Origin of the sequence: Roseomonas sp. 18066 (assembly GCF_902706185.1) — a bacterium.
Lineage (GTDB): Bacteria > Pseudomonadota > Alphaproteobacteria > Acetobacterales > Acetobacteraceae > Pseudoroseomonas.
In genome coordinates, this window is record NZ_CACSJM010000038.1 from 1 (window position 1) to 12,917 (window position 12,917).

The 12,917-nt window shown below is 72.9% G+C and carries 10 protein-coding genes; 5 read left to right on the forward strand and 5 right to left on the reverse strand.

The genetic code is table 11. The features are described 5' to 3' along the window. Window positions 1–273: 273 nt before the first annotated feature. The 5 genes from GVN67_RS10110 to GVN67_RS10130 all read left to right on the forward strand — a co-directional run bounded on the left by GVN67_RS10110 (window position 274) and on the right by GVN67_RS10130 (window position 8,486). The gene (locus tag GVN67_RS10110; protein WP_159995415.1) at window positions 274–3,984 is read left to right on the forward strand and encodes a PAS domain-containing protein; all 3,711 of its coding nucleotides are present in this window, start codon (window positions 274–276) and stop codon (window positions 3,982–3,984) included. A gap of 336 nt (window positions 3,985–4,320) precedes the next feature. Continuing rightward, window positions 4,321–4,890: a spore coat U domain-containing protein gene (locus tag GVN67_RS10115; protein ID WP_159995417.1), complete on the forward strand. Its 570-nt coding sequence runs from the start codon at window positions 4,321–4,323 to the stop codon at window positions 4,888–4,890. Window positions 4,891–4,906: 16 nt separating this feature from the next. After that, window positions 4,907–5,686: a molecular chaperone gene (locus tag GVN67_RS10120; RefSeq protein WP_159995419.1), complete on the forward strand. Its 780-nt coding sequence runs from the start codon at window positions 4,907–4,909 to the stop codon at window positions 5,684–5,686. A 41-nt stretch (window positions 5,687–5,727) separates the two neighbouring features. Further along, window positions 5,728–8,034 carry a fimbria/pilus outer membrane usher protein gene (locus GVN67_RS10125; protein ID WP_159995421.1) on the forward strand — a complete coding sequence of 769 codons (2,307 nt, stop codon included), beginning with the start codon at window positions 5,728–5,730 and terminating at the stop codon, window positions 8,032–8,034. Continuing rightward, window positions 8,025–8,486, forward strand: coding sequence for a spore coat U domain-containing protein (locus GVN67_RS10130; RefSeq protein WP_200845213.1), 462 nt, complete (start codon window positions 8,025–8,027; stop codon window positions 8,484–8,486). The genes GVN67_RS10125 and GVN67_RS10130 overlap by 10 nt, the downstream gene beginning before the upstream one ends. Before the next feature lie 114 nt (window positions 8,487–8,600). On the opposite strand, the gene GVN67_RS10135 is transcribed toward GVN67_RS10130, so the two are convergent. The 5 genes from GVN67_RS10135 to GVN67_RS10155 form a co-directional block, all read right to left on the reverse strand. After that, window positions 8,601–8,969, reverse strand: a complete 369-nt coding sequence (locus GVN67_RS10135) for a hypothetical protein (RefSeq protein WP_159995423.1) — start codon at window positions 8,967–8,969, stop codon at window positions 8,601–8,603. 99 nt (window positions 8,970–9,068) lie between these two features. Beyond that, window positions 9,069–10,055 carry an ABC transporter ATP-binding protein gene (locus tag GVN67_RS10140; protein ID WP_159995425.1) on the reverse strand — a complete coding sequence of 329 codons (987 nt, stop codon included), beginning with the start codon at window positions 10,053–10,055 and terminating at the stop codon, window positions 9,069–9,071. Further along, window positions 10,048–11,061: an ABC transporter ATP-binding protein gene (locus GVN67_RS10145; protein ID WP_159995427.1), complete on the reverse strand. Its 1,014-nt coding sequence runs from the start codon at window positions 11,059–11,061 to the stop codon at window positions 10,048–10,050. Before GVN67_RS10145 ends, GVN67_RS10140 begins: the two co-directional genes overlap by 8 nt. Then, a complete protein-coding gene (locus GVN67_RS10150; RefSeq protein ID WP_159995429.1) occupies window positions 11,054–11,902 on the reverse strand; it encodes an ABC transporter permease in 849 nt (282 codons plus the stop codon). Before GVN67_RS10150 ends, GVN67_RS10145 begins: the two co-directional genes overlap by 8 nt. Further along, window positions 11,902–12,906 carry an ABC transporter permease gene (locus GVN67_RS10155; RefSeq protein WP_159995431.1) on the reverse strand — a complete coding sequence of 335 codons (1,005 nt, stop codon included), beginning with the start codon at window positions 12,904–12,906 and terminating at the stop codon, window positions 11,902–11,904. The genes GVN67_RS10150 and GVN67_RS10155 overlap by 1 nt, the downstream gene beginning before the upstream one ends. Between the last annotated feature and the right edge of the window lie 11 nt (window positions 12,907–12,917).

Sequence of the window (12,917 nt, forward strand, 5' to 3'; positions counted from 1 at the left end):
CCCCCGCACCACCTGTCCTGGCACCACCGTGACATTTCGGAAACTGACGAAACGGGCCAAGCCGCGTTAAGAGGGTGCCCGACCTTCCCGCCCTCCCGCAAAGCGCCCTCGCCAGGCGCCCGAGGCCTGCCCCGATCCGATGACCGCCGCGACGACCCTGCTCCCTCCCCGCCGCCAGCCTCCCAGCAGCATGCCGGCCCGCAGCATGCCGGCCCGCACCATGCCGGCCCGCCGCCGGCCGGCCGGGGCCTGACCGCCATGCCGGAACAGGGAATGCCCCAACAAGGCATGGCCGGCGCCTGGAGCGAGGCCGAGCGGCTGGCCGCCCTCGACGGCTACGGCATCCTCGGCACCCCGCCGGAGCAGGAATTCGACGACCTGGTCCGCATGACGGCGGATCTGCTGGAGGTGCCGATCGCGGCGGTCAACCTGATCGCCGCCGACCGGCAATGGTTCAAGGCGGAGCTCGGCCTCGGCCTGCGCGAGATGCCGCTGGACAATGCCATCTGCGCCCGGCTGCTGCTGAGCGAGGGCGAGCTGATCATCCCCGACCTGCGCGACGACCCGCGCTTCGCCTGCAACCCGCTGGTCGAGGCCGAGGCTGGCCTGCGCTTCTATGCCGGCGAGCTGCTGCGCAGCGCCGAGGGCCTGCCGCTCGGCACCCTCTGCGTGCTCGACACCGCGCCGCGGCCGGCCGGGCTGACCGAGCGGCAGCGCTTCGGGCTGCGCACCCTGGCGCGGCAGGTGATGAGCCAGATGGAGCTGCGCCGGGCGCTGGCGGCGCAGCGCAGCGCCGCCGCGCGGAACCGGCAGATCCTCGACAGCGCCGGCGACTTCGCCATCATCGCCACCGACCTCGACGGCCACGTCACCCGCTGGAGCCGCGGCGCCGAGCAGGTGCTGGGCTGGCGCGAGGCGGAGATGCTGGGCCAGCCGGCCAGCCGCATCTTCACCGCCGAGGACCAGGCCGCCGGCCGCCCCGCCAGCGAGATGCGCGAGGCGCTGGCCAGCGGCCGCGGCGAGGATGAGCGCTGGCACCAGCGCCAGGACGGACAGCGCTTCTGGGCCAGCGGCAGCATGACCCCGCTGCGCGGCGAGCAGGGCGAGGCGCTGGGCTTCGTCAAGCTGCTGCGCGACCGCACCGGCCAGCATGAGGCGGCGGCCTCGCTGCGGGCGGTGAGCGAGCGCTATCGCCTGGCCTCGCGCGCCACCAACGACGCGATCTGGGACTGGGACCTGGCGCGCAACAGCGTGCTGTGGAACGAGGCGCTGGAGACCGCCTATGGCCATGCGCCGGACCAGGTGGAGCCGACCGGCGACTGGTGGATCGCGCAGATCCACCCCGACGACCGCGGCCGCATCGATCGCAGCATCCATGCGGTGATCGATGGCGGCGGCACCAGCTGGTCGGAGGAGTATCGCTTCCGCCGCGCCGATGGCAGCCATGCCGAGGTGCTGGACCGCGGCTATGTGATCCGCGACGCCGCGGGGCAGCCGCTGCGCATGATCGGCGCCATGCTGGACCAGAGCGCCCGGCGCCAGGCCGATGCCGCGCTGCGCGAGCAGGCCGACCGGCTGCGGCTGGCGGCGACCGGCGCCGGCATCGGCACCTTCGACTACCGCGTCGCCGAGGAGGCGCTGACCTGGGACGACCGCTGCCGCGCCCTGTTCGGCCTGCCCCCGGGGGCGCCGGTCAGCTATGCCGGCAGCTTCCTGGCCGGGCTGCACCCGGAGGACCGGGCGCGGGCGGATGCCGCCGTGCAGCGCTCGCTGGACCCGGCCGGCTCCGGCAGCTTCGCCGCCGAATACCGCACCATCGGCCTGACGGACGGTGTCGAGCGCTGGGTCGCCGCCCAGGGCGAGACGCATTTCGAGGCCGGCCGGCCGCAGCGGCTGATCGGCACCGTGCTCGACATCACCGCGCGCAAATCGGCCGAGCAGGCGCTGCGCGAGAGCGAGGCGCGCTACCGCGCCCTGTTCGACACCATGGATGAGGGCTTCTGCGTCATCGAGTTCTTCGACGGCCCGCATGGCCCGTTGAGCGATTACGTCCATGTCGAGGCCAATGCCGGCTATGCGCGCCATACCGGCATCACCGGCATCGTCGGCCGCACGCTCCGCGACCTGGCGCCCGACGAGGCGGAGGGCTGGCTCGAGCTCTATGGCGGCGTCCTGCGCACCGGCGTGCCGATCCGCTTCGAGCGCTACTTCGCCACGGCCGGGCGGCATATCGAGGTGTCTTCGGCGCGGCTGGACCATGCCGAGCGGCAGGTCTCGGTGCTGTTCCGCGACGTCACCGCGCGCAAGCAGGCCGAGGCGGCGCTGCGCGCCAGCGAGGCCCTGGCGCGGGAGAACATCCAGCGCGTGCAGCTGGCGCTGGCCGCCGGCGCCATCATCGGCACCTGGTCCTGGGACCTGCCGAACGACCGCTTCACCGTCGACCAGGCCTTCGCCGAGACCTTCGGCCTGGATCCGGCGATGGGCCGCATCGGCCTCAGCCTGGCGCAGGTGGTCGCCACCGTGCATCCGGACGACCAGGTGGCGCTGGCGGAGGCGATCGGCGCCGCCATCGCCCGCGGCGGCGCCTATGCGCATCAGTATCGCGTCCGCCGCACCGACGGCCGCTACTACTGGATCGAGGCGAATGGCCGGGTCGACCGCGCCGCCGACGGCACGCCGCTGAGCTTCCCCGGCGTGCTGATCGATGTCGAGCATCGCCGCGCCGTGGAGGCCGAGCGCGACCGCGCCGCCGCCGCGCTGCGGGCGCTGAACGAGACGCTGGAGCAGCGCATCGCCGAACGCACCGCCGAGCTGCTGCATGCCGAGGAGCAGCTGCGGCAGAGCCAGAAGATGGAGGCGGTCGGCCAGCTGACCGGCGGGCTGGCGCATGACTTCAACAACCTGCTGGCCGGCATCACCGGCGCGCTGGAGCTGCTGACGGCGCGCATCGCGCAAGGTCGCGTCAAGGACCTGGAACGCTATGTCGCGGTGGCCGAGGGCGCGGCCAGGCGGGCGGCGGCGCTGACCCACCGGCTGCTGGCCTTCTCGCGCCGGCAGACGCTGGACCCGCGGCCGACCGACGTGAACCGGCTGATGGCGGGGATGGAGGAGCTGATCCGCCGCACCACCGGCCCGGCCATCGATCTCGAGGTGGTCGCCGCCGGCGGGCTGTGGCCGACGCTGGTCGACCCCAACCAGCTGGAGAACGTGCTGCTCAACCTCTGCATCAATGCGCGCGACGCCATGCCGCGCGGCGGCAGGCTGACCATCGAGACGGCCAATGCCTGGCTCGACCCCCGCGCGGCGCGGGAGCGCGACACCCAGCCCGGGCAATATGTCACCGTCAGCGTCACCGACACCGGCACGGGGATGTCGCCGGAGGTGGTGGCGCGCGCCTTCGACCCCTTCTTCACCACCAAGCCGCAGGGCCAGGGCACCGGGCTCGGCCTGTCGATGACCTATGGCTTCGCCAAGCAGTCCGGCGGCCAGGTGCAGATCTATTCCGAGCCCGGCCAGGGCACCACCATGCGGGTCTATCTGCCGCGCTACCTGGGCGATGCCGAGCTGGCGGAGGAGCCCGAGGCGCCCGGCCTGGCGCCCCGCGCCGATGCCGGCCAGACGGTGCTGGTGGTCGATGACGAGCCCACCGTGCGGATGCTGGTGATGGAGGTGCTGGAGGAGCTCGGCTATGCCGCGCTGGAGGCCTCCGACAGCGCTGCCGGCCTGGCCATCCTGCGCAGCGACGCGCGGATCGACCTGCTTGTTACCGATGTCGGCCTGCCCGGCGGCATGAACGGGCGGCAGATGGCCGATGCGGCGCGGCTGGCCCGGCCCGAGCTGAAGGTGCTGTTCATCACCGGCTATGCGGAGAATGCCGTGCTCGGCAATGGCCAGCTCGGCACGGGGATGCATGTGATGACCAAGCCCTTCGCCATGGAAGGCCTGGCCAGCCGGATCAAGGCGCTGATCAGCCCGCCCGGCTAGAGCTCCGCCCGCCGTCCGGCCTTCTCGCGGCGGCGGTGGCGTCGCCGTGCCGGCGGCCCTGCGCCCGGACCGCGCCCTCCGTTATCGTTGTGATGTCGGAATTTGTCGGCGAATGTCCGTGGGAATTCCCCGACAAACCGCATTCCTGTGGCAGCGATGTTGCGCAGCAGGAAAATTTCTTTCTGACGGCGCATGGGGAAGAAAATTACCGGATAAGCCTTCGCTGCCGGCCGCGCCGCCCCCATTGCGCGGGCTGCGAGATTCCGCAACTCGAAGGCTGCGATCCGTTTTTTCCACAACCACAGATTGCCGCGATCACGTCAGAAGGAGCGAGCCATGACCCGCCTTTCCGCTGCCGATCAGCCTGCAGCCCGGACGATCTCCCCCCGGCTGGCATATCCTTGCCTGGCATATCCTCGCCTGGCCGGCGCCCTCCTGGCCGGCCTGCTGGGGGCCACGGCCCTCGCGCCGCCGGCCGCCGCGCAGACCGCCACCGCGACCACCAGCTTCCAGGTCACGGCGACCGTGCTGAAGCTCTGCGCCGTCACCGCGACCAACCTGGCCTTCGGCGACTACACGCCGACCGCGGCCAGCGACCAGACCTCCACCCTGACGGTGCTCTGCACCACCAACACGCCCTACACCATCGCCCTCAACCTCGGCACCGCGACGGCGGCGACGCAGCGCGCCATGACCAGCGCCGGCACCTCGACCGTGCTGAACTACGCGCTGTATCGCGACGCCTCGCGCACCGCGATCTGGGGCGAGACCACGGGCACCGACACCCAGGCCGGCACCGGCACCGGCACCAACCAGGCCGTCACCGTCTATGGCCGCGTGCCGGCCAACCAGCGGCCGCAGCCCGGCAGCTACACGGACACCGTCACCGTCACCCTGACCTATTGAGACAAGGGAGGCCGTCATGCCCGCAGGCTCCGCCACCCGCCCCCTGGTCGAACGCCGGCAAGTGCTGGAGGCCGGGGGCGCCCTGGCCCTGGCGACCCTGGCCCTGGCGGCCCTGGCCCTGGTGGCCCTGGCCTGGGCGCCGCGCCCGGCCGTGGCCGGCGCCATCGAGGTCGCGCCGGTCTCGGCCGACCTGGCGCCGGGGCAGCAGGCGGGCGTGATCACCGTCACCAACCGCGACACCACGGCCACCTCGGTGCAGGTGCGCGCCTTCGCCTGGACCCAGGACGCGACCTCCGACCAGCTGACGCCGACGCAGGACCTGATGGTCAGCCCGCCGCTGTTCCAGCTGGCGCCGGGCGCCTCGCAGGTGGTGCGCATGGTGCTGCGCGCGCCCGCCCAGGGGCGGGAGACCGCCTTCCGCCTGCTGGTCGACCAGATCCCGGGGCCGACCGATGCCGGCCAGCAGGTCCGCTTCGCGCTGCGGCTGTCCATCCCGGTCTTCGCCCAGGCCGTCGCCAGCGGCCGGGCCGAGCTCGAATGGCAGCTGCGCCCGGGCGGCGAGCTGACCGTGGTCAATCGCGGCACGCGGCGGGCGCAGCTGGCGCAGCTGTCGCTGACCCTGCCCGGCGGTCGCGCGCCGCTGGCGCTGACCGGGCCGGAGAACCCCTATGTGCTGCCCGGGCAGGAGCGCCGCTGGCTGGCCCGAGGCGCAGCGCTTCGTCCGGGCAGCACGGTGCAGGCCAGCGGCACCGGCGAGGCCGGCCGCTTCACCGTGGACCTTCCGGTCGGGCCTTAGGCGGGCGTGCCCGAGGCAGGCCAGTGGGGGCGCGGCACGCCATGCTGGCGGCGCTGGCCGCCACCCTGCTGACACGCCCGGCGCCAGCCGCCGAGCGCAGCCTGCTGCTCGACGTGGTGGTCAATGAGGAGAGCACCAACACCATCGGCACCTTCGCCGACCGCGACGGGGTGCTCAGCGCCCGGGCCGAGGACCTGCGCAGCCTGGGCATCGCCGTCTCGCCCGGCATCCCGGCGCGCACCATGATCCCGCTCGACCGGCTGCCCGGGCTGCGCTTCCGCCTCGACGAGGCCAATTCGCGCATCCTCTTCACCGCCGAGGATGCCAGCCGGGTGCCGGCCGAGCTCGGCGCCGCGGCGCGTCCGGGCGAGCGGGCCGCATCGGAAAGCGGCTATGGCGCGCTGCTGAACTACGACCTGAACGTCACCGCGGCGCGCGGCCGCACGCTCGGCGCCGGCTATGCCGAGGGCCGGGTCTTCGGGCCCTTCGGCGTCTTCAGCACCGACATGCTGGCCTATAGCAGCGCCTATGCCGGCCAGGAATCGGTGGTGCGCCTCGGCACCAGCTTCACCCGCGACGACGAGGACCGGATGCGCCGCTACCAGGCCGGCGACCTGATCAGCGGCGGCCTGTCCTGGACCCGGCCGGTGCGGCTGGGCGGCTTCCAGGTGGCGCGCAACTTCGGGCTGCGGCCCGACCTGGTGACCTTCCCGGTGCCGGTGGTGACCGGCTCGGCGGCGGTGCCGTCGACCGTCGACGTGCTGGTCAACGGGGTGCAGCAGCTGTCCACCTCGACCGGCTCCGGCCCCTTCGTGGTGCGGCAGCTGCCGGTGATCACCGGCGCCGGCGAGGTCGCCGTCCGCGTCCGCGACGCGCTGGGGCGGGAGACCACCAGCACCCTGCCCTTCTATGCCTCGACCGCGCTGCTGGCGCCGGGGCTGCTGACCTATTCGGCCGAGCTCGGCTGGGTGCGCCGCAACTACGGCCTGGTCAGCGACGATTACGGCCCGCCGGTCGGCATCGTCTCGGCGCGCTACGGCCTGGCCAACGCCCTGACGCTGGAGGGCCATGCCGAGGGCGGCGCCGAGCTGGCGATGGCCGGCGCCGGCGCGGTGCTCGGGGTGGGCTCGATCGGCTCGGTCTCGCTGTCGGGCGCGGCCAGCCAGGCGCGGGCCGAGGATGGCGCGGCGCTGACCGGCTGGCAGCTCGGCGCCGGCTTCGAGCGGGTGACGCTCGGCCTCAGCTTCGGCGCCTCGGTCACCTGGGCCAGCCCCGGCTATGCCGATGTCGCGGCGCTGGACGGCGCCGACTATCCGCGGCGGATCCTGCGCGCCAGCGCCTCGGTGCCGGTCCTCGGCGGCTCGCTGTCGATGGCCTATGCCGAGGTCAAGCGCGACGGCGGGCTGCGCCGCGGCCTGCGCCAGCGGGCCGACCTGCTGACGCTGCCCGATGCCTCGATCGTCACCGTCAGCTACACCCGCTCCCTGTCGGAGCGGACCAGCTTCTACGCCACCGGCTTCAGCGACCTGGCCGGCAACAGCGGCGAGGGCTTTCTGCTGGGCCTGTCCTTCGCGCTGGGCAACCGCACCACCGGGGCGGCCAGCGCCTCGCTCGACCAGGGGCGCAGCTATGGCGCGCTGCAGGCGCAGCAGGCGGCGGTGGCCAATGGCGACCTGGGCTGGCGCGGCTATGCCTCGGAGGGCGGCATCCCGCGCTATCTCGGCGAGCTCGAATACCGCGGCGCCGCCGGGCGGGTGCTGGGGGGCGTCGACCGGCTGGGCGGCGAGACGGCGCTGCGGGGCGAGGCGCGCGGCGCCATCTCGACGCTGGGCGGCGGGGTGTATTTCTCCAACCCGGTGCAGAACGCCTTCGCCGTGGTCGAGACCGGCCAGGCCGGCATCGGCGTGGTGCAGGAGAACCGCCCCGTCGGCACCACCGATGCGCGCGGCCGGCTGCTGGTGCCGGACCTGCGCGCCTATGAGGGCAACCGCCTGGGCATCGCGCCGGAGAACCTGCCGCCCGACGCCTCGGTGGGCGACACCACCCGCATGGTGACCCCGCGCGAGCGCGCCGGCGTCGTCGTGCGCTTCCCCGTCACCCGCAGCGCGGCGGCCCGGGTGCGGCTGTCGGATGCCGGCGGCCGGCCGCTGCCGCTGGGCAGCATCGCCACGCCCGAGGGCGGCGCGCCGCTGCCGGTCGGCTATGACGGCGAGGTCTTCGTCACCGAGCTGCAGCCGCGCAACCGGCTGAGCGTCACCCTGCCGGAGGGAAAGACCTGCCGCGTCGAATTCGACTTCGCCCCCACCCCCGGCGAGCTGCCGCTGATCGGACCCCTGCCATGCCGCTGAAATTCTGCCTGCCGGTCGCCGGCCTGCTGCTGCTGCCCGCGGCGGCGCAGGCGGCCTGCACCCTGGCCGCCACGCCGCTGGCCTTCGGCAATTACTCGCCGCGCGCGGCCGCGACGACCACCTCGGTCGGCACCATCAGCCTGACCTGCGTCGCGCTGATCGGGCTGAACCTGAGCTACAGCATCCGCCTCTCGGCCGGCGGCGGCGGCAGCTACGCGGCGCGGCGGATGGCCAGCGGCGCCAGCCACCTGGCCTACCAGCTGTTCCGCGACAGCGCCGGCGCCAGCATCTGGGGCGACGGCACCGGCGGCACCGCCGTGGTCTCGGGGACGGAGACGCTGTTCCTGCTGGGCTCCGGCCGCAGCTTCTCGGTCTATGGCCGGATCCCGGCCGGGCAGAACGTGGCGCCCGGCAGCTACACGGACACGGTGCAGGTCACCGTGACCTATTAGCCTGGGCGGGTGTGTCACGCCTGTCGACGATGCCGTCTCAGGCGATCGCACGCCCCGTCAGCAAAATGCCGATCAGCAAATGCCGGGCAGCAAATGCCGATCAGCAGATGCCGGTCAGTAGATAACCGTGATCAGCACGCCGTCGTTCAGCCCGGCATGCGGCGCGGCCTCGCGCATGACGGCGGACCCCGCCTCGGACAGCAGCGACACCGACAGGCTGGGCGCGATGCCGTCCCAGGAGACATTGCCCGACAGCATCGCCGCCTGGGCGATGAAGGGCACGGTGCCGGAGCAGGTCACCGACAGCCGCTCGCGCTGGGTCACCGCGGCGACGCAGGACGGCGACGGCACCACGGCGCCGACGGCGAAGGCGGTGGTGGCCCGCTGCGCCTGCGCCTGCGCTGGCCCGGCGCCCAGGCCGAGCAGGGCCGCCATGGTCAGCAGGGGGGCGGCGCGCCGCCGCAGGGGTGAATGCCGTCTCATCGCGCCGCGGTTATGCCAGGGCGACCGGCGCGCCGCAGCATCTTTCTGCCCGGAACCGCCCGCCCTCATCGAGGCTTGTAGCCTGGCCCAGGCGGGCGCCTATTCCGCCGCGGCCGGGACCAGCCCCGCCGCCAGCTCGCGCCAGCGCCAGCAGGCGACGCCATCCTCCAGCGCCGGCTCCACCTTGCATTGCGGCGCGGCCCAGCGGCAGCGGACGCTGAAGCGGCAGCCTTCCGGCATCTGCGACGGATCGGGCGGCTCGCCCTGCAGCGCGAAGTTCTCGGTCACCCGCGGCCCGCCAATGCGCGGCGCCGCCGAGAGCAGCGCCTGGGTATAGGGATGCCGCGGCCGGGCAAAAATCTCGGCGACCGGGCCGATCTCGACGACGCGGCCGAGATACATCACGGCGACCCGGTGGCACATCGAGCGCACCACGGCCAGGTCATGGCTGATGAACAGATAGGTCAGGCCGAAGGCCTGGCGCAGCTCGCGGAACAGCGCCAGCACCGCCGCCTGCACCGAGACGTCGAGGCCCGAGGTCGGCTCGTCCAGGATCACCAGCTTCGGCCCCAGCACCAGGATCCGCGCCAGGCCGACACGGCGCTGCTGCCCGCCGCTGATCTCGTGCGGATAGAGGTCGAGATGCGCGGCCGGCAGGCCCACGGCGGCGACGATCTCCTGGATGCGGGCTTCCCGCTCGGCGCGGCGCAGCTTCGTGTGGATCACCAGCGGCTCGTGCAGCGAGCGGCGCAGCGTCCAGCTCGGGTCCAGCGAGGCGCCGGGGTCCTGGTAGACATACTGCAGCTGAGCCCGCAGCCCGTCCGGCCGGCGGACGCCGCCGCCGGCCACCTGGGCGCCGTCGAAGAGCACCGCGCCGTCGCTCGGCGCATGGATGCCCATGATGGTCTTGCCCAGCGTCGACTTGCCGCAGCCGCTCTCGCCGACGATGCCCAGCACCTCGCCCGGGGCCACCGCCAGGTCGACGCCGTCCAGCGCCCGCAGCGTGCCGACGCGGCGGTTGAACAGCCCGCGCACCGGGAAATGCCGCTTCAGGCCCTGCAGCTCCAGCAGCGGACGGTCAGGCATCGAGGCGGGCCTCCTGCGCGGCAAGGACAGGGTGGTGGCAGGCGGCCAGGTGGTCGGCCTCGCCGCGCAGCACCGGGCGCTCGGCCTGGCACCGCGCATCGGCGCGCGGGCAACGCGGGTGGAAGCGGCAGCCGAGCGGCGGTGACAACGGGCTCGGCACGCTGCCGGGGATGCCGACCGGGTCGCGCCCTTCCTCCGGCAGGCTGCGCAGCAGCAGCCGCGTATAGGGGTGATGCGGGGCGGTGAAGAAGCTGTCGCGCGGCGCGATCTCGGCGGTCTGGCCGGCATACATGACGGTGACGCGGTCGCAGATTTCCCAGGCGGCGCCGAGGTCATGCGTGGTGAACAGCACGGCGACGCCGCGCTGCACCGCGAGCCGCCGCAGCACGCCGAGGATTTGCGCCTGCACGGTGACGTCGAGCGCCGTGGTCGGCTCGTCGGCGATGATCAGCCGCGGCTCCGGCAGCAGCGCCATGGCGATCATCAGCCGCTGCCGCTGCCCGCCCGAGAGCTCATGCGGGTATTTCTGCAGCAGCCGCGCGGGTTGCGGCAGCTGCACCGCCTCCAGCATGGCGATCACCGCCTCGCGGTCGGCGCGGCGGCGGCGCGGCGAATAGAACCAGGAGCCTTCGCGGCGGCGCGGCGACTTCCAGCGCATCAGGTCCATGATCTGGGTGCCGACGCGGAACAGCGGGTTGAAGCTGGCGAAAGGGTCCTGCGGCACGAAGGTGACGGTGCGGCCGCGCACCTTCCCGGCGGCCGCCCCGGCGCGCAGCATGTCGGCGCCGTCCAGCGTCACGCTGCCCTGCCCCACCACCGCCAGGCCGCGCGGCAGGGTGCCCAGGATGGCGCTGGCCAGCGTGCTCTTGCCGCAGCCGCTCTCGCCGACCAGGCTGACGATCTCGCCCGGGCGGACGGTGAGGTTGACGCAGTCCAGCACGCGGGCCAGCCCGCCCTCGGTGCGGAAGCCCAGCGCCAGGTTCTCGACGGTCAGGATGTCAGCCACGGCCGCCTCCGACGCTGCGCCGCGTGCGCGGGTCGAGGATGTCGCGCAGGCCGTCGCCGAACAGGTTGAAGCCGAGCACGGTCAGGAAGATCGCCAGGCCCGGCGCCATGGCGTACCACCAGGCCTCGGGCAGGTACTCCCGGCTTTCGGCGATCATGCGGCCCCATTCCGGCGTCGGCGGCGGCGCGCCGAGGCCGAGGAAGCCCAGCGTCGCCGCGGTCAGGATGGTGGCCCCCATGCCGATCGAGGTGCGCACGATGATCGGCGAGGCGATATTGGGCAGGATATGCAGCAGCATCACCCGCCAGGGCTTGGCGCCGAGGGCGATGGCGGATTCGACGAAGACCTCGTTCCGCATCGAGCGGGTCTGCGCATAGACCAGCCGCGCCCAGAACGGCCAATAGGTGATGGACAGCGCCAGGATGACATTCTCGATCGACGGGCCCAGCGTCTGCGCGATGGCGATGGCCAGCACGATCTGCGGCACGGCGAGGAAGATCTCGGCCACCCGCATCAGCAGCTCGCTGAACCAGGTGTCCCAGTAGCCGGCGACCAGCCCGATCGGCACGCCGATCAGCACGGCGGAGCCCACCGCGATGAAGGACAGGGTCAGGGTGATGCGGGCGCCGAACAGCATGCGGCTGAACACGTCGCTGCCCATGCGGTCGGTGCCGAACAGCCGTTCCGGCCCCGGCGGCAGCAGCCGGTTCGGCGTGTGGAACTGCCAGACATCGTCGGGGTACGGGGCCAGGATCGGCGCGAAGATCGCGACCAGCATCAGCCCCAGGATCAGCAGCCCGCCAAGGAAGGCGGCGCGGTCGCGGGCCAGGCGGCGCAGCATCAGCGCGCCCCCCGCGGATCGATCGCCGCCTGCAGCAGGTCCACCAGCAGGTTGATCAGCACGAAGATCGCGCCGGTCCACAGCGTGAAGCCCATCACCGCGTTGTAGTCGGATTGCAGGATGGAGCGCACCGCATAGGCGCCGATGCCGGGCCAGTCGAAGACCGTCTCCACCACCACGGCGCCGGCCAGCAGGATGCCGAAGATCAGGCCGAGCTGCGTCACCGTGGCGCTGATCGCCTGGCGCAACACGTATTTCCAGACGATCAGCCGGCGCGGATAGCCCATCGCCGTCTGGTAGGCGACCGAGGCCGAGCCGATGGCGCCGAGCACGCCGTTGCGGGTGAAGCGCACCACCGTCGCCGCCGCCGGCAGCGCCAGGGTGATGGCCGGCAGCACGATATGCGACAGCGCCGAGCCGATGATCTCGCCATCGCCCTCGATCAGCGCGTCGATGATGACCAGGCCGGTGACCTCCTCCGGCGGGAAGCCCTCGATGCGCCCCGAAAGCGGCAGCCAGCCGAGCTTCATCGAGAACAGGAACTGGAACTGCATCGCCAGCCAGAAGGAGGCGACGGCGAGGCCGGAGACGGTGACGATGCGCAAGCTGTGGTCGATCCAGGAATTGCGGTGCAGCCCGCAGACCACGCCGAGCGGGATGCCGATGCCGGCGGCCAGCAGGATGGCGACGATGGTCAGCTCCAGCGTCGCCGGCAGCCGCGCCGCCAGGTCGTCGACGATCGGCTGCTGGGTGAACAGGCTGGTGCCGAAATCGCCGCGCGCCACGTCGCCGACATAGCGCAGGAACTGCACCGGCAGCGGCCGGTCGAAGCCCAGCTGCTGGCGCACCGCCTCGACCTGCGCCGGCGAGGCGTTGTCGCCGGCGGCGAGCCTGGCGGGGTCGATCGGCACCACCCGCGACAGCAGGAAGACGATCAGCAGCAGGCCGAGCAGGGTCGGCACCAGCCAGGCCAGCCGGTTGAGGATGATGTTCAGCCAGACCATGCCGACCCCGC

Bases quoted from the DNA above. Each gene is read 5' to 3' on its own strand.
- GVN67_RS10110 (WP_159995415.1), top strand. From the start codon at position 274: ATGCCCCAACAAGGCATGGCCGGCGCCTGGAGCGAGGCCGAGCGGCTG.
- GVN67_RS10115 (WP_159995417.1), top strand. From the start codon at position 4,321: ATGACCCGCCTTTCCGCTGCCGATCAGCCTGCAGCCCGGACGATCTCC.
- GVN67_RS10120 (WP_159995419.1), top strand. From the start codon at position 4,907: ATGCCCGCAGGCTCCGCCACCCGCCCCCTGGTCGAACGCCGGCAAGTG.
- GVN67_RS10125 (WP_159995421.1), top strand. From the start codon at position 5,728: ATGCTGGCGGCGCTGGCCGCCACCCTGCTGACACGCCCGGCGCCAGCC.
- GVN67_RS10130 (WP_200845213.1), top strand. From the start codon at position 8,025: ATGCCGCTGAAATTCTGCCTGCCGGTCGCCGGCCTGCTGCTGCTGCCC.
- GVN67_RS10135 (WP_159995423.1), bottom strand. From the start codon at position 8,969: ATGAGACGGCATTCACCCCTGCGGCGGCGCGCCGCCCCCCTGCTGACC.
- GVN67_RS10140 (WP_159995425.1), bottom strand. From the start codon at position 10,055: ATGCCTGACCGTCCGCTGCTGGAGCTGCAGGGCCTGAAGCGGCATTTC.
- GVN67_RS10150 (WP_159995429.1), bottom strand. From the start codon at position 11,902: ATGCTGCGCCGCCTGGCCCGCGACCGCGCCGCCTTCCTTGGCGGGCTG.
- GVN67_RS10155 (WP_159995431.1), bottom strand. From the start codon at position 12,906: ATGGTCTGGCTGAACATCATCCTCAACCGGCTGGCCTGGCTGGTGCCG.